Below are 18,926 nucleotides of genomic sequence, written 5' to 3'. Positions count from 1 at the left end.
TTCACATTTATTCGGCTGAATCTGTATCAGCATCCGCACTATTCTCTATACTATCTTCATCAGAGGTTTCATCCTCTTCCGTTTCAGCGACACGTTGTAAACCAACAACTTTTTCATCTTCAGCTGTTCTAATCAGAGTGACACCCTGAGTATTACGGCCTACAACACTCACTTCTGAGACGCGTGTACGCACTAAAGTTCCGGCATCGGTAATCATCATAATTTGGTCGGTTTCATCCACTTGGATAGCCCCGATCACATTACCGTTACGTTCACTCACTTTAATGGAGATAACACCTTGAGTGGCACGAGATTTCGTTGGGTATTCTTGCTCAGCCGTACGTTTACCATAGCCATTTTCAGTCACCGTTAAAATATGACCTTCACCGCGTGGAATAATCAATGAAACCACTTTATCTTCATCCACTAAACGGATACCACGAACACCTGTTGCGGTACGCCCCATTGGACGAACAGCATCTTCAGCGAAACGAACGACTTTACCTTGCGCCGAGAACAGCATCACTTCATTTGAACCATTGGTTAAATCAACACCAATCAGCTCATCACCGTCATTGAGGTTAACCGCAATAATACCGGCACTTCTTGGGCGGCTGAAGTCTTGCAGAGGGGTTTTCTTCACCGTACCGCTAGCGGTTGCCATGAAGACATAATACCCTTCTTCGTATTCGCGAACTGGCAAGATCGCTGTAATACGCTCATCCTGCTCGAGTGGCAGCAGATTAACGATTGGACGACCACGAGCCCCACGACTTGCTTCAGGTAATTGATAAACCTTCATCCAATATAGGCGACCACGGCTGGAGAAACACAAAATCGTATCATGGGTGTTAGCCACCAGCAGACGTTCAATAAAGTCTTCTTCTTTAATACGTGCCGCAGATTTACCTTTACCACCACGACGTTGTGCTTCGTAATCAGACAATGGCTGATACTTAACATAGCCTTGGTGAGATAAGGTAACGACCACATCTTCTTCACTGATTAAATCTTCAATATTGATATCAGCAGAGTTTTCAGTGATTTCTGTTCGACGAGCATCGTTATAGATTTCGCGAATAGCTTCTAATTCTTCGCGAATGACCTCCATTAAACGCTCAGGACTACGTAGAATATACAGTAATGCTTCAATTTGTTTCAGAAGATCACGATACTCTTCCAGCAGTTTTTCATGCTCAAGGCCAGTCAGTTTTTGCAGACGCAAATCCAAGATAGCCTGAGCTTGTTGTTCTGTCAGGTAGTATTTACCATCATGAACACCAAATTGCTCTTCTAACCATTCAGGACGTGCAGCGTCGTCGCCAGCGCGTTCTAACATGGCAGCAACATTACCCAGATCCCAAGGGCGTGCAACTAAGCCTGCTTTCGCTTCAGCAGGCGTTGGTGCCTGACGAATGAGTTCGATAATAGGGTCAATATTCGCTAATGCTACGGCTAATGCTTCAAGGATATGAGCGCGTTCACGTGCTTTGCGTAATTCAAAGATAGTACGGCGTGTCACCACTTCACGACGATGGCGAACAAACGCGGCAATAATATCTTTTAAGTTAAGGATCTTCGGTTGGCCTTGATGCAAAGCAACCATGTTGATCCCAAAAGAGACTTGAAGTTGTGTGAGTGAATAGAGATTATTAAGCACAACCTCACCAACCGCATCACGTTTAACTTCAATCACAATACGCATGCCGTCTTTATCCGACTCATCACGTAATGCACTGATCCCTTCGACGCGTTTTTCTTTAACGAGCTCAGCAATTTTCTCGATAAGACGTGCTTTATTTACCTGATAAGGAATTTCGCTAACAATAATGGTTTCACGACCATTTTTCTCATCGACTTCAACTTCTGCACGGGCACGGATATAGACTTTGCCGCGGCCAGTGCGGTAAGCATCAATAATTCCACGACGGCCATTAATGATGGCAGCGGTCGGGAAATCAGGCCCAGGAATATGCTCCATTAAGCCTTCAATGCTGATATCTTCATCATCTATATAAGCAAGACAACCACTAATGACTTCCCCTAAGTTGTGTGGAGGAATATTGGTTGCCATCCCTACAGCAATACCCGACGAGCCATTAACCAATAGGTTAGGTATTTTTGTCGGCATTACTTCTGGGATTTGCTCTGTACCATCATAGTTTGGGACGAAATCAACGGTTTCTTTTTCAAGATCCGCTAACATTTCATGGGCAATTTTCGCCATACGGATTTCCGTATAACGCATTGCAGCTGCGGAGTCTCCGTCAACTGAACCAAAGTTCCCCTGACCATCTACCAGCATATAACGCATAGAGAAAGGCTGCGCAAGACGAACAATCGTCTCATAAACAGCGATATCACCATGTGGATGGTATTTACCGATAACGTCCCCGACTATACGGGCAGATTTTTTATAGGGTTTATTCCAATCATTTCCCAATACATTCATCGCAAACAGTACTCTGCGGTGTACTGGCTTCAGTCCATCTCGAACATCTGGAAGTGCGCGGCCGACAATAACGGACATCGCATAATCCAAATACGAACTTTTTAGTTCTTCTTCGATATTGACCGGTGTGATTTCTCTGGCAATGTCGCTCATGGAACCACTGTCCCTCATAACTTCGGATTCAAAGGTTTAGAACTATACCACAATTCGCCAATTTAATAAAAAAAATGAGAAGTGAGTATTTGTCTTTCAAGCTATGTATAATAGCGGAAAAATGTCTTTATGTGTCCGGATACTTTGAGTTTATTGCGTAAGAGCAACAAAAATGTTTCATAGTCACCATAAATTCACGTATTACGGCTCGGACACCTATTTCGTAACAGGAGCTCCACTCATGAATGATACTTCAACTTCAGCGTATCAAAATGTCGATAAGCAGGAAATTGAGAAATTTGAAGCGATCGCCTCTCGCTGGTGGGATCTAGAAGGTGAATTTGCCCCACTTCACCGCATTAATCCTCTGCGCCTCGGCTATATCATGCAACGCATCGATGGTTTATTTGGTAAAAAAGTCTTGGATGTTGGTTGTGGCGGTGGGATCTTATCAGAAAGTATGGCACGAGAAGGAGCCGAAGTGACAGGCCTTGATATGGGAGCAGAACCCTTGATGGTCGCACGCTTGCACTCATTAGAATCAGGTATCCCTGTTGAATATGTGCAAGAAACCGTTGAACAGCATGCTGACAAGTATCCACACGCTTATGACGTGGTGACCTGTATGGAGATGTTAGAGCATGTCCCTGATCCTCAATCCGTAGTGCGTGCATGCGCTAAATTAGTGAAACCGGGTGGACATGTTATTTTTTCGACCATTAATCGTAATAAAAAAGCATGGTTGATGGCGGTGATCGGGGCCGAATATGTGATGAAAATGGTACCTAAAGGAACTCACGATGCGAAAAAATTCATTCGCCCTTCTGAGCTGATAGGCTGGGTCGATGAAACCCAATTAAAAGACAAACATATCATTGGGTTACATTATAATCCTTTGAAGGATAAATTTTACTTAGGCCCTAACGTTGACGTCAATTATATGCTCCATACTGTAAGCGAATAAATAGCAAGCGTTACGTTTAAGAAAGCAGCAAACGATCTCATTTTACAAAATTAATTTTTATCACCATGTGGCGAGTTTCGATTAATAGAATTCCTTTTATATTGCAGCTTACCGACATGGTGATCATTTTTATCCCTAAAGTTATCCACAGAAGACTCAGATTTGTGCACTTGCTAAAGCTGCACATTAACATTATCTTGTTATAGTAAAATCAACAAACCACTACATATAGTATGTAATTTAAATCTAACACTACAAGTCTCATGGAGTTAATCTATGAGCTTTTTTATGTTAGCGATATGCTATTTTGTAGGTCAACCAAGGTGTACTTGCTCATGAACCAGAGTCTGTTAGTCACAAAACGTGATGGACATAAAGAACGCATTGATCTCGATAAAATCCACAAAGTGATAACTTGGGCTGCGGAAGGCCTAAATAATGTCTCAGTTTCTCAGGTGGAGTTACGTTCACAGATTCAGTTTTATGATGGGATCAGAACCTCTGATATCCACGAAACCATGATCAAAGCAGCGGCTGACCTGATTACAGGTGATACCCCTGACTATCAGTATCTTGCAGCGCGTCTTGCGATATTTCACCTACGTAAAAAAGCGTATGGTCAATTTGAGCCACCAGCGCTGTATAAGCACGTCCAACGCCTAGTCGAAATGGGTAAATATGATAAGCATTTGCTGGAAGACTACTCACAAGAAGAGTTCGAGCAAATGGACAGTTTCATTGACCATTGGCGTGATATGAATTTCTCCTACGCTGCGGTGAAGCAACTTGAAGGTAAGTATTTAGTGCAAAACCGCGTTACGGGTGAGATTTATGAAAGTGCTCAGTTCCTGTATATTTTAGTTGCTGCTTGCTTGTTCTCTCATTATCCGAAAGAGACGCGTCTTGACTATATCCGTCGCTTTTATGATGCCGCATCGACATTTAAAATTTCGCTACCAACGCCAATTATGGCGGGGGTTCGTACACCAACCCGTCAATTCAGCTCTTGTGTGTTGATCGAATGTGGCGATAGCTTAGATTCTATCAATGCGACATCCAGTGCAATTGTTAAGTATGTTTCTCAACGTGCGGGTATCGGTGTGAATGCAGGCCGCATTCGTGCATTAGGCAGCCCAATTCGTAGCGGCGAAGCCTTCCATACAGGCTGTATTCCGTTTTATAAGCACTTCCAAACTGCGGTAAAATCTTGTTCGCAAGGTGGTGTTCGTGGTGGTGCAGCGACACTCTTCTACCCACTATGGCATTTAGAAGTAGAAAGCTTATTAGTGCTGAAAAACAACCGTGGTGTTGAAGGTAACCGTGTTCGTCATATGGACTATGGTGTTCAAATCAATAAGCTAATGTATGAGCGCTTAATCAAAAACCAAGATATTACCCTGTTTAGCCCATCCGATGTGCCAGGCTTATATGATGCCTTCTTTGCTGATCAAGAAGAGTTTGAACGCCTGTATACCACTTATGAGCAAGACGATAATATCCGTAAGTCTAGTGTTAAAGCGGTTGATCTGTTCTCGTTAATGATGCAAGAACGTGCTTCAACAGGCCGTATCTATATTCAAAACGTTGACCACTGTAACACTCACAGCCCATTCGACCCACAGATTGCGCCAGTGCGTCAGTCAAACCTATGTTTAGAGATTGCACTACCAACGAAGCCATTGAATAACATCAATGATGAAGAAGGTGAAATTGCACTCTGTACGCTATCTGCCTTTAACTTAGGTGCGATTGAAAGTCTTGATGAGTTGGAAGAACTTGCGGTGCTCGCTGTACGTGCGCTAGATGCCCTGCTCGATTATCAAGATTACCCCATCATTGCTGCTCAGAAAGGCGCCATGGGCCGTCGTACTTTAGGTATCGGTGTCATTAACTATGCTTACTACTTGGCGAAACACGGTGTTCGTTATTCTGATGGCAGTGCCAATAATTTGACCCATAAAACGTTTGAAGCGATCCAATACTATCTATTGAAAGCCTCTAACGAATTAGCAAAAGAACAAGGCGCATGTCCTTGGTTCAATGAAACAACCTATTCGCAAGGTATTCTACCTATTGATACCTATAAGAAAGAGTTGGATAAGTTAACCAATGAGCCGCTGCATTATGATTGGGAAGCGCTACGCAAAGATATTCAACAATATGGTTTGCGTAACTCAACCTTGTCTGCTTTGATGCCGTCAGAAACATCATCACAGATTTCTAACGCAACTAATGGTATTGAGCCACCTCGTGGTTATATCAGTATTAAAGCATCGAAAGACGGTATTTTACGTCAAGTTGTTCCTGATTATGAAAATCTAAAAGGCGCGTATGAGCTGTTATGGCAAATGCCTTCAAACAGCGGTTATCTACAATTAGTCGGTATTATGCAGAAGTTTATTGATCAATCGATCTCTGCAAACACCAACTATGACCCTACACGCTTTGCAACTGGCAAAGTACCAATGAATCAATTGCTAAAAGATTTATTGCTCGCCTATAAGTTTGGTGTGAAAACACTTTACTACCATAACACTCGCGATGGCGCGGAAGATGTTCAAGGTGATCTGGAAGAAGTTGTTGAGTCAGCGGATTCAGATTGTGAAGGCGGCGCGTGTAAAATTTAATAGGAATTGTTATGTCACATACTTACACCATCTTCTCACAAAAGAGAAATGACCAACTGTTGGAGCCGATGTTTTTCGGCCAACCGGTTAACGTTGCTCGTTATGACCAACAAAAATACCCGATTTTCGAAAAGCTAATCGAAAAGCAATTGTCATTTTTCTGGCGTCCAGAAGAAGTTGACGTTTCTCGTGATCGCATTGACTATAATGCATTGCCTGACCATGAGAAGCACATCTTTATCAGTAACCTGAAATACCAAACGCTACTTGATTCTATTCAAGGTCGTAGCCCTAACGTGGCATTATTGCCACTCATTTCAATCCCTGAGCTGGAAACTTGGGTTGAAACTTGGTCATTCTCAGAAACAATTCACTCACGTTCTTATACGCATATTATTCGTAATATCGTCAATGACCCAGCGATTATCTTTGATGATATCGTTGAAAATGAGGAAATCCTCAAACGTGCGCGTGATATCTCTGCTTATTATGACACCTTGATTGAGATGACGAACTATTATCATATGTTCGGTGAAGGGACTCATACCTGTAACGGCAAACAAATCACAGTGTCACTGCGTGCCCTAAAGAAACAACTGTATTTGTGTCTGATGAGCGTTAATGCGTTAGAAGCTATCCGTTTCTATGTTAGCTTTGCATGCTCGTTTGCTTTTGCAGAACGCGAACTAATGGAAGGCAATGCTAAAATCATTAAACTGATCGCTCGTGATGAAGCGCTACATTTAACAGGCACTCAGCATATGCTGAATCTGTTACGTTCAGGTCAAGATGACCCTGAAATGGCTGAAATTGCAGCAGAGTGCGAAGACGAGTGTTATAAACTGTTTGTGGATGCGGCAGAGCAAGAGAAAGAGTGGGCAGAATATCTCTTCAGTGAAGGCTCAATGATTGGCTTGAACAAAGATATTTTGTGTCAATACGTTGAGTATATTACTAATATTCGTATGCAAGCTGTTGGGTTAAAACTGCCATTCGAGACTCGCTCAAACCCAATACCTTGGATCAACGCATGGCTGGTCTCTGATAACGTGCAAGTCGCCCCACAAGAAGTTGAAGTCAGTTCCTATCTGGTCGGTCAGATTGACTCTGAAGTCAATACTGATGACTTGAGTGATTTCGAACTCTAATCATGGCAAGCCATAAAGTCACCCTGCGCTTATCGCAGGGTGTACAAGTCCCCTATCACACCGAAGTCCATGCTAGCTTACTTGATGCTCTTGAAGATAGCCGCATTCTTGTGGAGTATCAGTGTCGAGAAGGTTACTGTGGTTCGTGCCGAGTGATGCTGCTGAAAGGAAAAGTCGGTTATAAACAAAAACCACTTGCCTTTGTTCAAGAAGGTGAAATTTTGCCTTGTTGCTGTCACCCCCTTTCTGATATCGAAATCGGCTAACAATAGCAGCGATAACGCTAACACAATGTCATCGCTGCTAATGACTTAACCTGCTCAGTTGTTATAAATAGCCATATAATCCAGCAAATACCCAACCGAATACACAGGACACACCAACCCCAATCAAACCCGGCAAGATAAAGCTGTGATTAATGACAAATTTACCTATTCGTGTTGTACCTGAACGGTCAAATTGGATAGCGGCTAAGTCACTGGGGTAAGTTGGCAGTATGTAGTAGCCGTAACAAGCAGGCGCTGATGCAATAATATACGCAGGGTCGACACCAATGCCTAACGCAATCGGAACGACAGCAGCCAATGCAGCCGCTTGTGAATTCACAAATTTAGAAACCAATAATAGGATCACCGCATAAGCCCAAGGGTAATCTTTTACCAATGCCCCTAAAGTCCCTTTGATCTGATCCATGTGGGCACCAAACATGGTTTCAGCCATCCAAGCAATCCCATAGACCGCCACAATCGCAATCATCCCAGAACGGAAGACTTCATTTTTCGAAATTTGCCCTGGGTTAGTTTTACAAATAATGATGATCAGAGCACCCGCCAATAACATAAACATCTGGATCACAAGCACCATCGATAATGGCTTACCATTCACCAGAGGTCTTAACTCAGAGAATGCGCCCAACACAGCCACCACCGCTATGGATGCTAAGAAGATCCACATTGCTACCCAATTAATTTTTGGCAATTTTTTATCGAGCAGTGTGGCACTATCGCCATATACATACTCATAGTTTTCATGCACTGAAATAAATTTTTGAAACTCTGGGTCCTTATCGAGATCCTTCCCTCTAAACCAGCTAAAAATACCGATTGCCAATATACCAATCAGAGTCGATGGGATAGTGATGGCTAATAAGTCTAAAAACTCAAGAGATTGACCATTAATGGTGATGCCATTCAGCATTGCGACGAGCGATACCACTGCAACAGAAACGGGGCTAGCAATGATCCCCATTTGTGCACCAATACTACTTGCTGCCATTGGTCTTTCAGGACGAATATTATTTTTAATCGCGGCATCATAGATAATTGGCAGGATGGTATACACCACATGCCCTGTACCACACAAAATGGTTAAAATGCAGGTAACAAAAGGTGCCACAATAGAGATGTATTTTGGGTTTTTACGTAGTAGTCGTTCTGCAATTTGTAGCATGACATCCAAACCGCCTGATGCTTGTAACGTCGCTGATGCTGCAACAACAGCGATGATGACAAGCATGACATCAACAGGCGGTTTTCCAGGAGGTAAGCCAAAGCCGAAAACCAGTATCACAAGACCGACACCGCCTAACAGCCCTAATGCCATTCCTCCTTTTCTCGCGCCATAAAACAAGCAGACGAGAATAATGGCGAGTTGTATCAAAAAGTCCATAAGTTCATCCTTTTCATTAATGTATCCTTACATTATCCGGATGAAAGATTGACAGATTTTTGATTTATATTAATGAGTGAAAAAATTTAATATTATTTTTCCACACTATTTTCCTGCCTTGTCACAAAATTAATTTTAATTTATTGAGACACTATCCCGTTAAATTAAAAATCACATTAAAATCAATTCATTAATTAACACCATTAACATAGTTAACCACATAAGTTCACTTTTGATAGTTAATATTCATAACTGAAATTAATTAACAATCAAAATTTATTCGCTGTTATTTTCAGCAGTCATAATAAAAAACACCCATCACTGTAAAATTATATTTACACTCATTGTAATTTAGATTTGACAGATAAATCATGATCGCATAACCTGCACAACTTATTAATCTACGACTTTTAATCAGAGGAATTTGTGAAAAATCGTACGCTAGGTAGCGTTTTAATCGTTGCAGGAACAACAATCGGTGCAGGGATGCTGGCTATGCCACTTGCCGCAGCAGGTGTCGGTTTCACAGGTATCATATGCCTACTTATTGGTCTCTGGATGTTAATGAGTTATACCTCATTACTTCTCGTGGAAGTCTATCAATATAATCCACCCGATATGGGTTTAGGTTCAGTCGCTAAAAAGTATCTCGGTCCCGTAGGGCAGATTGTGACTGGGTTAAGTATGTTATTATTAATGTACGCTCTTACCACAGCCTATATTGGCGGTGCTGGCGTACTGATCTCTGATAGCTTACTGTCTTGGTGGGGATTACATCTCTCAACAAAATCCGCAATTATTTTATTTACACTCATCGGCGGCGCCGTGGTATGTATCGGTACCCATTCCGTCGACTTTATTAATCGCCTCTTATTTACAGCTAAAATTATCTTTTTAGTGATTATGTTGGCGGTAATGTTACCCCATGTCGAAAGCGTCAATTTAACCAATATGCCTGTCGAGAAAGGCTTACTGCTTGCGGCCGTTCCGGTTATCTTTACCTCATTTGGTTTCCATGGCAGCGTTCCAAGCTTAGTGAACTATATGAATGGTGATGTCCGTAAACTGCGTATTATTTTTATTACAGGTAGTGCAATCCCTCTCGTCGCTTATATCTTATGGCAAATCGCTACGTTAGGTTCCATTCCAGCCAATACCTTTTTAGGCATTTTAGCGCAAGAAGCTGGGTTAAATGGCTTACTGACGGCTATTCGTGATGTTGTCGCAACTCCACGGGTTAATATTGCGGTGAGTTTATTTATGGATCTTGCGCTAGCGACTTCATTTTTAGGGGTGGCTCTTGGGTTATTTGATTACCTTGCGGATCTCTTTAAACGCAGTAATCGTCTATTTGGGCGTCTACAGACAGGCGTATTAACCTTTTTACCACCTCTACTTTCTGCCTTGTTTTTCAGTAGTTTTGTGCAAGCCTTAACCTATGCGGCAGTGGCGTTGTCTGTATTGGCGCTTATCATTCCTGCTTTACTGACTCTACGTGTCAGAGCGATTGAAAAGCCTACCGCTAATCAAGCCCACTACCAAGTGAAAGGGGGCTCTGTTGTGTTGGGTATTGTGCTACTTTGTGGTGTCGCTGTTATTGCGATTCAATTCGCTATTGTTGCAGGATTCTTACCTAATGTCGGGTAATTTTGAGCCTGCACTAGCCAACAAAAAACCCGTACCATGTACGGGTTTTCTCTATTTAGCTCAATAAAGTGCTAACTCATTAGAAACTTAAACCTGCTCCAACATACCAACCATCCGCAATTTTGTTGCTTGGATTGTTATGATTGCCTTTAATGTCAATGATACGATAGCCCGCATCAATTGATAATGGTTTAAACACAGTATAAGTCGCCCCTACTTTCGCTTCAGTATAAGCATCACTACCTGAAGTCAGTGACGCTGGCGCACCGTAAGCTTCACCATAAATGTTCAGTGACGGCATAACTTGCCAACCTAACCCTGCACCCGCGGCAAGAGCCATACCATCTTTGTTGTCTTCAGGTGAAAGATATAATGCTTTACCACCAACATAGGCTGAAAACGGCCCTAAAGGCAAACCAAAGGTTGCGCCTAAGCTCCCCATTTGGCCATCATGGTCACTACGCGCCCATGAGCCATCAAATGCAAGCCCTGAACCTTTAGTTCCGATCCCAGCACTTAATTCAGTGTAATGCTCACCAGCACTCGCATTGACAGATATCGCTTGAGCAGTGCCCACAAACATAAGTGATGATGCCGCTGCGGCGACAAAGAACAATCCTTTACGCATATTATTGCCCCAATAAATAGAAATTATGCGTTAATATTACAATATATAAATCCTATTCTCAGTAGTTATTACTGTTTTTTACTTTTCATGCCACCAAGGCGACTTTTCTACAACATAGGCGAGTGTTTCTATTTATTTTTAATCAGTTATCACAGCAATCGGTACCATGTATTAGTTATTATCCAACCAATCAACTATAATCGAATGATAATACGGAATTATCTGCATTTACCGTTTATTTTGATGCATATTAAATGCATTTTATAGTTTTATTGTCTGTAAATTACTGGAGTATTGTGATGAAAAAGAAAGGTCTCACTACCGCATCTGGCGCCCCTGTTGTGGATAATAATAACGTAATGACAGCTGGCCCACGTGGCCCAATGCTATTACAAGATGTGTGGTTTTTAGAAAAACTCGCTCACTTTGACCGTGAAGTCATTCCTGAGCGCCGTATGCACGCTAAAGGTTCAGGTGCATTTGGTACTTTTACGGTTACCCATGATATTACTCGCTATACCCGAGCAAAAATATTTTCTTCTGTAGGCAAAAAAACGGATATGTTTGCTCGCTTCTCAACGGTAGCTGGTGAGCGTGGTGCCGCAGATGCAGAACGTGATATCCGTGGCTTTGCATTAAAATTCTATACAGAAGAAGGAAACTGGGATTTAGTTGGTAACAACACCCCAGTATTCTATCTTCGTGACCCACTGAAATTCCCTGACTTAAACCACGTCGTTAAACGCTGCCCTTATAGCAATATGCGCTCAATGGCCTATAAATGGGATTTCTTCTCTCACTTACCTGAATCACTCCACCAACTGACCATTGACGTCAGTGACCGAGGCATTCCACGTAGCTATCGTCACATGCACGGTTTTGGTAGTCATACCTATAGCTTTATCAATGACAAAAATGAACGCTTTTGGGTTAAGTTCCATTTCCGTTGCCAGCAAGGCATTGAAAATTTGATGGACAATGAAGCAGAAGCGATTATTGGTAAAGATCGTGAAAGCTCTCAGCGTGACCTATTTGATGCTATCAATAAAGGTGACTATCCGCGTTGGGCGCTACAGATCCAAGTCATGCCTGAAAATGAAGCGTCAAAAGTGCCTTATAACCCATTTGACCTCACTAAAGTATGGCCACATAAAGATTACCCATTGATTGATGTTGGTTATTTTGAGCTAAACCGTAACCCTGCTAACTATTTTTCAGATGTTGAACAAGCCGCATTCAACCCAGCCAACATTGTGCCTGGCATCGGATTTTCTCCTGATAAAATGTTACAAGGACGCTTATTCTCTTATGGGGATACTCAACGTTATCGCTTAGGTGTGAACCACTATCAAATCCCAGTTAACTCACCGCGTTGCCCATTCCATAACTACCATCGTGATGGGGCAATGCGCGTTGACGGTAACAGCGGTAACGGCGTAACTTATGAGCCGAACAGTGCAGGTATGTTCCAAGAACAACCTAATTTCAGTGAGCCTCCATTAACCCTTGAGGGTGCAGCTGATCATTGGAACCATCGTGAAGATGAGGATTATTTCAGCCAGCCCCGTGCATTATACGAGCTGTTGGATGATGCAGAGCATCAACGCATGTTCCAACGTATTGCTGGTGAATTGATTGAAGCCTCTGAAGAAACCCAGAAACGTCAAATCGACCTCTTTAAGCAGGTACATCCTGAGTATGGCGCGGGTGTCGAAAAAGCACTGAATAACCTTAAATAATTTGGTTATCTAATCGAAAAATCAGGCTTTATTTCTAGAGCCTGATTTTTTTATTACAGACGCCAATGAAGCTGATTGACTCTCCATAACAATCGGTTGTTATTAAGAGGAGAATATTTGTTGGTGTACCCAACTTTTTACCTGCTGACGAGAGACTTTAATACCGGTATTTTTTAATTCGGCGTCTAAAGGATAAAAGTGCACAGGATATTGGTATGGAGCCAGTTTATCTTTTAACCAATCAGCAATACCCGCTAATACGCTTTTGTCGATTAACTCAATGACGGCAACAGGCCTTTGACCAAACTCCGCATCATCAATAGGAATAATAAAACTCTGGCTAACTGCGGGGTGGCTATTGATAATGCTTTCAATGTCTTCAGGTTGTACGCATTCACCACCACTAATAAACAAATTATCCAAGCGCCCAATCACATGGTATTCTCCATCGATATATGCACCTTTATCATTAGTTTTAAACCAACCATCTTGGGTTTTTAACGGTTTGATTTCCCCATCAAACCAATACCCCATGGCTTGACTCTGTGATTGGATTTGTATTTCACTATCCATCAAGCGAACCTGTTTACCTATCAGGGGCAATCCTACGCCCTTTTTGCCATCAGCGCGTTTTGCACAAACGGTTGAAGCCATTTCGGTCATGCCATAACCACTCCAGCACTCAATACCTTGGCTTGATGCCAAATTGGTTAGTGAGGTGGGTATTGTCGCCCCGCCAAGTAGTACTTGCCGTAGCGTTAATGGCGGATTTTCCTCCTGATTGAGAAGTCGCCACAGTTGTGTTGGCACCAATGAAGCATGGGTAATACCTTGCAACGCTTGTGTTAATGGGGAAGATTTAATCGCTAATCTCGCCCCTCTTCCTAACCATCGCCACAATATTCCTTGCCCTGAAACATGAAATAACGGTAAAGAAAGTAACCAGCAGTCACTCTGTTGATAGTCCATCGCCTGTAATACGCCATTAGCACTATCAAGATGAGCAAACATGGAATGAACCGCGGCCTTCGGTAACCCCGTAGAGCCGGATGTCAGAATTAAGGTTGCAGGTTGCCGAGTTAATTCACAAAAGCATGGCAGATCATAGTGTGTTAATTTTTGAGAAACAGTGAGATCAGGCGGCAGCGTTAAAGTCGAATAATGAAATGCATTTAGCAGGCCATCTGCAAAATCAATCACAAAATCAATATTCAGATGCGGAAGCAATTCTTCAAGCAATAAGATGGGCAAGCGAGGATTGAGCGGCAAAACTTTCGCCCCACAGCGCAAAATAGCGAGTTGACTTAATAACAATTCAACACTGTTTTTGCCCCGTAAAATGACCGTTTGGCCTTTTTTGAGTCCTTGTTTATCAAAATGATAAGTAAGATTTATGACGTTTAAATTCAATTGTTGCCAAGTCAGTGAAGCAACATCGGTTATCAACGCAATTGCATCAGGTTGATGGCTGGCCCAGTGTTGCCAAGGCCAGTCTTTAAACGGTGTTAACTCTGCCATTCGATAATAAGTTCATCTAGTTGCATAACAGGCAGCGTGCTATTTGGCCAAGTACGTATAAGTTGAGACTGGATAAGATCTAACGTATCGAGCCCAGGTATCGTATTCGGTGTTAGTTGATGAGCAATTCTTGCCAACTGGGTTAACCCAAAACTGGTCTCAATTGATGAACTGATCACCGCTTGCAAACCATGGTGATGAGCTTCTTGAACCAGCTGCCGACAATAGGCAAGGCTTCCCGTTAACGTCGGTTTGATCACAATCGCTGCCACGCCCGGTTGCGCTTCGACTTTAAAACCTTCTTCGCGAACGCTCTCATCCCATGCGATCGCAATACCGGTATCCTTGGCATATTGCAGTGATTCCTCACGGGTTTTGCACGGTTCTTCGAGAAAAGCGATTCGATCACGATAGTCTGGGTTCACATATTTGGCAAAGCCATCGGCTTTCGCTCGCGTCCAACTACGGTTAGCATCAAGGCGTAACGTTAAGTCAGGTACAGCTTCCAGCAACAAATTAGCGACCATGCCATCACGTACCGCTTCATACAATCCAACTTTAACCTTGGCGATTTTTTCACCTTCCATAGCATCAAGGCGTAAGATTAAATCGTCCGGATCGCCACTACATAATGGTGCTTTTCGATAATCAGCTTGTTCAGGCAATTCACCTGATAATTCCGCCAATGCACAGCTACAACCGAAAGCAACTGAGGGTAATGCACTATCCGCCAATGGCTGACCGCTGACCCATTCAGTCAGTCTCTGCTTGGCTTCCTCAGTCGCTTCTAGCAATGTTTCTTGACTAAATTCGGGGAGAGGAGAAATTTCTCCCCATCCTTCGTTATCCCCATCTTGTAAGCGAACCAGCAATCCATCACGAGTTTTCAGACGTTGGTAACGCAGGATAACGCCTGCCTCCATCGGCAGGCTAAATGTATAAAGTGTTGCTTTACGCATTACGGATTACGCTTATATTTAGAAAAGTCTGGCGCACGTTTTTCATTAAATGCGTTACGCCCTTCTTGGCCTTCCTCTGTCATATAGAACAACATTGTTGCATTACCGGCCAATTCTTGTAGCCCTGCTTGACCATCACAGTCTGCATTCAGTGCCGCTTTCAAACAACGCAGTGCCATTGGGCTATTTTCAAGCATTTCACGGCACCAACGGACTGTTTCTTTTTCGAGATCAGCGTAAGGCACTACGGTATTCACTAACCCCATATCCAAGGCTTCTTTTGCATCGTATTGACGGCACAGGAACCAAATTTCACGTGCTTTCTTTTGTCCAACAATACGCGCCATATAAGATGCACCCCAACCCCCATCGAACGACCCCACTTTAGGCCCAGTCTGACCAAAGATCGCATTATCTGCTGCTATTGTGAGGTCACACATCATATGCAAGACGTGACCGCCACCAATAGCAAAGCCTGCTACCATCGCAACCACGGGTTTCGGACATGTACGAATTTGGCGCTGGAAATCTAGAACATTCAGGTGATGAGTGCCACTCTCGTCACGATATCCACCGTAATCACCGCGAATTTTTTGGTCACCGCCTGCACAGAATGCTTTTTCCCCTTCACCCGTTAGAATAATGGTACCAACTTTATCGTCATAACGCGCATCAGATAAGGCTTGGATCATTTCTTTAACGGTTTGTGGACGAAACGCGTTACGCACCTGTGGACGATTAATCGTAATTTTTGCAATCCCTTCCGGTGACTTGTGATAAAAAATATCATCAAACCCTTCAGAGCAATCTTGCCATTCGATTGGGGCATAGAGTTTTTCTTCGTTAGGATAAATCATTATCAAGTTCCTTTAACCACAGATGATAGAAAATACTGAAGTGCAGTGGCATAGCCATTCGGGTTTTCCCGATGCGCATTATGCCCTGCATTCTTAATTAGCGTAATCGGCAAAGCATATTGTTGCGAAACGCCTCGAAATTTTTGGTCTTGTTCACCACAAAAATAGCGAAATGGAAGTGTTAACTGTTGCAGTTTATCGGCTAAAAATGGTTGTTTAGACAATGAAGTGCCTTCTAGCATATCGGCAATACGACGGGGATCATTGGCTTGTCGTAATAAAATTAATTGCTGACGTTGGCTATCGCTTAAACTAGCAAATACAGGTTGTTGATACCAATCGTACAATACGCTTTCGATTGGCTCATGGCGAAACCGTTGCGCCCAAGAGTGGTCATTCAGGTAACGGGCATCACGTTCTGATTGTGTCTTCAGGCCAACATTTCCCCCTTCAACAACTAAGCCACATAAACCTGTAGGCTGACGGTAACATGCCGTGTGCATAGCCAGCCGCGCCCCTAAAGAATAACCAATGAGGTAATAATTTTCGATACCATGGTATTGCAGGAGCTGGATGAGGTATTCATCAAAATCAGCAAAACTTGAGCAAGTTATCTCCTGAGATCGCCCATGCCCAGGTAAGTCGATACATAATGATGGCAAATGTGGATACAGTTTAATAATCGGTAGCCACTCATCCGCGCAACCCAGTAATCCATGTAACCACACTAGCCAAGGCCCTGTTTGGTTCTCATTGTAACGATATACCGCTAACATCAAAGATTACCGACTTCATCGAGTAATTGTTTTAATGTACGAGCGCCCTCGTCACTATCAACAATCAATTCGATTAACAAACAACCTTGTTGGTTAAACCAAAATTGTTCAACCAAGGTTTTGAGTGATAACCAGTCTTTAGGCGACGCATACTGTAACCCAAACATCAAGGCCGCATGCTCAAAATTCACATTCTGCGGCATGCAGTAATAAGGTTCCCTCGCCTCTTCTGGTGTAGGTAACATCGAAAAAATTTGTCCGCCATTGTTATTCACCACGATCAAAATAGTCGGTGCTGAAGGCGCACGTAAGAGGGCAAGACTATTGAGGTCATAGAGGGCGGAAAGATCACCGACAATCCCTAATGTAGGTTTTATTGTGGCGCGTTGCACACCAGCCATGGTGGATATCAATCCATCAATACCACTTGCCCCACGATTACTATACACAGGGTAACCTTCAGGCAGCTGTGCCAAAGCATCAACCAACCGTACGATCAGGCTATTACCAACAAATAATTGTCCTTTAGGGGGTAACAGTTGAGGTAATTGATGAGCGACCGCCGCCTCAGAAAACTGGTTGTGTAACTTCGCGGTGACATGCTGTTGAGTGCGTTTTGTCAAAGCCCATAGCTTTTCACACCATGGGCTTCTAGGCTGGGCGGGATGAGCATCCAACCAACCTTTAATTGAACAAGTCAATTTGCGTCCATAATGGTTTGCTGGGTCAAGGCGTCCTGGGATCATATCAATAATCCAGTACTCTTGTGGTTGGCATTGTGCTTGCCACTGTAATAACCGTTTGCCAGTTAAACTCGAACCAAATTGTATCACTAACTCAGCCTCATCGAGCCATGCTTTAGCTTGCGGATGGGCGAGCCATAAATCAGCACAAGGATGAGTTTGCCCTGTTTGTGATAAAACATCACTAATCAATGGCCAACCTAATGTTTTCGCCCAATTCGCGACATGCTCACCCTCTTGGGCGTTCATTCGCCCCGCAATCACAACCCCTTTTTTTTGTCGCCAAAAGTACCAATCCGCAATATGCGCTACTGTATTCGTTAAGGGTTCGCTTAACCAAGGTAACTGAGAGTTCCACCAATTACCGAGCTGCTGCTGCCAGTCATAATCGCCTTCCGTCTCGCCATATAAAGGCTCCGCAAACGGACAGTTAATATGGAAAGCGCCATGGCGCAATTGATTCATACCATTATCAATGGCGCTTACCAGCCATTTGGGTGAAATATCACGGGTTGGTCGTGGCAACATCAAGCTTTGAGCTGGGTGCGATGCAAAAATATGCGTCTGGCGAATCGCTTGATTGGCACCACAATCGATTAACTCAGGCGGCCTATCCGCCGTCAAAAAAATGACTTTCTCTCCCGTCAAGCCTGCTTCAATTAATGATGGATAGAGATTTGCCACCGCCGTGCCCGATGTCACAATGACGCCTACAGGTTCAAGACTTGCCTTCGCTAACCCTAACGCTAAGTGTCCTAGACCTCTTTCATCAAAATGTGTATGGCAATGCAACTTATTATTCTTTGCCGCGGCAAGAGTTAAAGGTGTGGAACGCGAACCAGGCGCAATACAAATATGTTTCATGCCATGACGAGTGAGCGCTTCGATAATAATCTCAGCCCAACGCAGATTAAAAACAGAATTCGACATAATGAGCTCAATAAGTTATTTATTATCAGTTAGTGTAATGCGCTTAATATAAATTTCTTGATCTTAGAACAATTTTTAATGAACTAATTGAAACCAAAAGAAAATAACCCTGTTATG

At 43.1% G+C, this 18,926-nt stretch carries 14 protein-coding genes; 6 read left to right on the top strand and 8 right to left on the bottom strand.

What is annotated here, in order from left to right; translation table 11 throughout:
* Window positions 1-7: 7 nt before the first annotated feature.
* On the bottom strand, window positions 8-2,605 hold the full coding sequence (gene gyrA, locus P2E05_RS08180; protein ID WP_163861152.1) for a DNA topoisomerase (ATP-hydrolyzing) subunit A: 2,598 nt from the start codon (window positions 2,603-2,605) through the stop codon (window positions 8-10).
* Window positions 2,606-2,846: 241 nt separating this feature from the next.
* Between gyrA and ubiG the strand changes: the two genes are divergently transcribed.
* The 4 genes from ubiG (at window position 2,847) to yfaE (ending at window position 7,610) form a co-directional block, all read left to right on the top strand.
* Entirely contained in the window at window positions 2,847-3,569 is a 723-nt protein-coding gene (ubiG, locus tag P2E05_RS08175; protein ID WP_154624741.1) for a bifunctional 2-polyprenyl-6-hydroxyphenol methylase/3-demethylubiquinol 3-O-methyltransferase UbiG, read from the top strand.
* A gap of 335 nt (window positions 3,570-3,904) precedes the next feature.
* Window positions 3,905-6,196, top strand: coding sequence for a class 1a ribonucleoside-diphosphate reductase subunit alpha (gene nrdA / locus P2E05_RS08170; RefSeq protein WP_154624740.1), 2,292 nt, complete (start codon window positions 3,905-3,907; stop codon window positions 6,194-6,196).
* Window positions 6,197-6,207: 11 nt separating this feature from the next.
* Window positions 6,208-7,344, top strand: coding sequence for a class Ia ribonucleoside-diphosphate reductase subunit beta (nrdB, locus tag P2E05_RS08165; RefSeq protein WP_154624739.1), 1,137 nt, complete (start codon window positions 6,208-6,210; stop codon window positions 7,342-7,344).
* 2 nt (window positions 7,345-7,346) lie between these two features.
* Window positions 7,347-7,610 (top strand): class I ribonucleotide reductase maintenance protein YfaE, encoded by a 264-nt coding sequence (yfaE, locus tag P2E05_RS08160; protein ID WP_276123086.1) that lies wholly within the window; start codon window positions 7,347-7,349, stop codon window positions 7,608-7,610.
* Window positions 7,611-7,671: 61 nt separating this feature from the next.
* Here yfaE and P2E05_RS08155 read toward each other — a convergent pair whose 3' ends face one another.
* On the bottom strand, window positions 7,672-9,012 hold the full coding sequence (locus tag P2E05_RS08155) for an anaerobic C4-dicarboxylate transporter (RefSeq protein ID WP_163861148.1): 1,341 nt from the start codon (window positions 9,010-9,012) through the stop codon (window positions 7,672-7,674).
* A gap of 486 nt (window positions 9,013-9,498) precedes the next feature.
* On the opposite strand from P2E05_RS08155, the gene tyrP reads away from it, so the two are divergent.
* Window positions 9,499-10,659: a tyrosine transporter TyrP gene (gene tyrP, locus P2E05_RS08150; protein ID WP_230085774.1), complete on the top strand. Its 1,161-nt coding sequence runs from the start codon at window positions 9,499-9,501 to the stop codon at window positions 10,657-10,659.
* 79 nt (window positions 10,660-10,738) lie between these two features.
* Here the strand turns inward: tyrP and P2E05_RS08145 are convergent, their stop codons facing one another.
* Window positions 10,739-11,287 carry a YfaZ family outer membrane protein gene (locus P2E05_RS08145; protein ID WP_154622143.1) on the bottom strand — a complete coding sequence of 183 codons (549 nt, stop codon included), beginning with the start codon at window positions 11,285-11,287 and terminating at the stop codon, window positions 10,739-10,741.
* A 299-nt stretch (window positions 11,288-11,586) separates the two neighbouring features.
* On the opposite strand from P2E05_RS08145, the gene P2E05_RS08140 reads away from it, so the two are divergent.
* Window positions 11,587-13,026, top strand: a complete 1,440-nt coding sequence (locus P2E05_RS08140; protein ID WP_276123085.1) for a catalase — start codon at window positions 11,587-11,589, stop codon at window positions 13,024-13,026.
* Window positions 13,027-13,128: 102 nt separating this feature from the next.
* On the opposite strand, the gene menE is transcribed toward P2E05_RS08140, so the two are convergent.
* Genes menE through menD form a run of 5 tightly spaced genes read right to left on the bottom strand, consistent with a single transcriptional unit; the run spans window position 13,129 to window position 18,809 of the window.
* Complete coding sequence (menE, locus tag P2E05_RS08135) at window positions 13,129-14,544, bottom strand: o-succinylbenzoate--CoA ligase (RefSeq protein WP_269723927.1); 1,416 nt, start codon at window positions 14,542-14,544, stop codon at window positions 13,129-13,131.
* Window positions 14,532-15,503, bottom strand: coding sequence for an o-succinylbenzoate synthase (gene menC / locus P2E05_RS08130; protein ID WP_251464011.1), 972 nt, complete (start codon window positions 15,501-15,503; stop codon window positions 14,532-14,534). The genes menE and menC overlap by 13 nt, the downstream gene beginning before the upstream one ends.
* Window positions 15,503-16,360 carry a 1,4-dihydroxy-2-naphthoyl-CoA synthase gene (menB, locus tag P2E05_RS08125; RefSeq protein ID WP_154622139.1) on the bottom strand — a complete coding sequence of 286 codons (858 nt, stop codon included), beginning with the start codon at window positions 16,358-16,360 and terminating at the stop codon, window positions 15,503-15,505. Before menB ends, menC begins: the two co-directional genes overlap by 1 nt.
* 2 nt (window positions 16,361-16,362) lie before the next feature.
* On the bottom strand, window positions 16,363-17,136 hold the full coding sequence (gene menH, locus P2E05_RS08120) for a 2-succinyl-6-hydroxy-2,4-cyclohexadiene-1-carboxylate synthase (RefSeq protein ID WP_276123084.1): 774 nt from the start codon (window positions 17,134-17,136) through the stop codon (window positions 16,363-16,365).
* Window positions 17,136-18,809, bottom strand: a complete 1,674-nt coding sequence (gene menD / locus P2E05_RS08115; RefSeq protein ID WP_276123083.1) for a 2-succinyl-5-enolpyruvyl-6-hydroxy-3-cyclohexene-1-carboxylic-acid synthase — start codon at window positions 18,807-18,809, stop codon at window positions 17,136-17,138. The genes menH and menD overlap by 1 nt, the downstream gene beginning before the upstream one ends.
* Window positions 18,810-18,926: the final 117 nt, after the last annotated feature.

Source organism: Providencia stuartii (genome assembly GCF_029277985.1).
Lineage (GTDB): Bacteria > Pseudomonadota > Gammaproteobacteria > Enterobacterales > Enterobacteriaceae > Providencia > Providencia zhejiangensis.
The sequence above is the reverse complement of the archived record's forward strand: the minus strand, read 5'-3'. Positions and strand labels throughout refer to the sequence as shown.

Coding starts and splice junctions, on each gene's coding strand:
- gyrA (WP_163861152.1), bottom strand. CDS start 2,605: ATGAGCGACATTGCCAGAGAAATCACACCGGTCAATATCGAAGAAGAA.
- ubiG (WP_154624741.1), top strand. CDS start 2,847: ATGAATGATACTTCAACTTCAGCGTATCAAAATGTCGATAAGCAGGAA.
- nrdA (WP_154624740.1), top strand. CDS start 3,905: ATGAACCAGAGTCTGTTAGTCACAAAACGTGATGGACATAAAGAACGC.
- nrdB (WP_154624739.1), top strand. CDS start 6,208: ATGTCACATACTTACACCATCTTCTCACAAAAGAGAAATGACCAACTG.
- yfaE (WP_276123086.1), top strand. CDS start 7,347: ATGGCAAGCCATAAAGTCACCCTGCGCTTATCGCAGGGTGTACAAGTC.
- P2E05_RS08155 (WP_163861148.1), bottom strand. CDS start 9,012: ATGGACTTTTTGATACAACTCGCCATTATTCTCGTCTGCTTGTTTTAT.
- tyrP (WP_230085774.1), top strand. CDS start 9,499: ATGCTGGCTATGCCACTTGCCGCAGCAGGTGTCGGTTTCACAGGTATC.
- P2E05_RS08145 (WP_154622143.1), bottom strand. CDS start 11,287: ATGCGTAAAGGATTGTTCTTTGTCGCCGCAGCGGCATCATCACTTATG.
- P2E05_RS08140 (WP_276123085.1), top strand. CDS start 11,587: ATGAAAAAGAAAGGTCTCACTACCGCATCTGGCGCCCCTGTTGTGGAT.
- menE (WP_269723927.1), bottom strand. CDS start 14,544: ATGGCAGAGTTAACACCGTTTAAAGACTGGCCTTGGCAACACTGGGCC.
- menC (WP_251464011.1), bottom strand. CDS start 15,503: ATGCGTAAAGCAACACTTTATACATTTAGCCTGCCGATGGAGGCAGGC.
- menB (WP_154622139.1), bottom strand. CDS start 16,360: ATGATTTATCCTAACGAAGAAAAACTCTATGCCCCAATCGAATGGCAA.
- menH (WP_276123084.1), bottom strand. CDS start 17,136: ATGTTAGCGGTATATCGTTACAATGAGAACCAAACAGGGCCTTGGCTA.
- menD (WP_276123083.1), bottom strand. CDS start 18,809: ATGTCGAATTCTGTTTTTAATCTGCGTTGGGCTGAGATTATTATCGAA.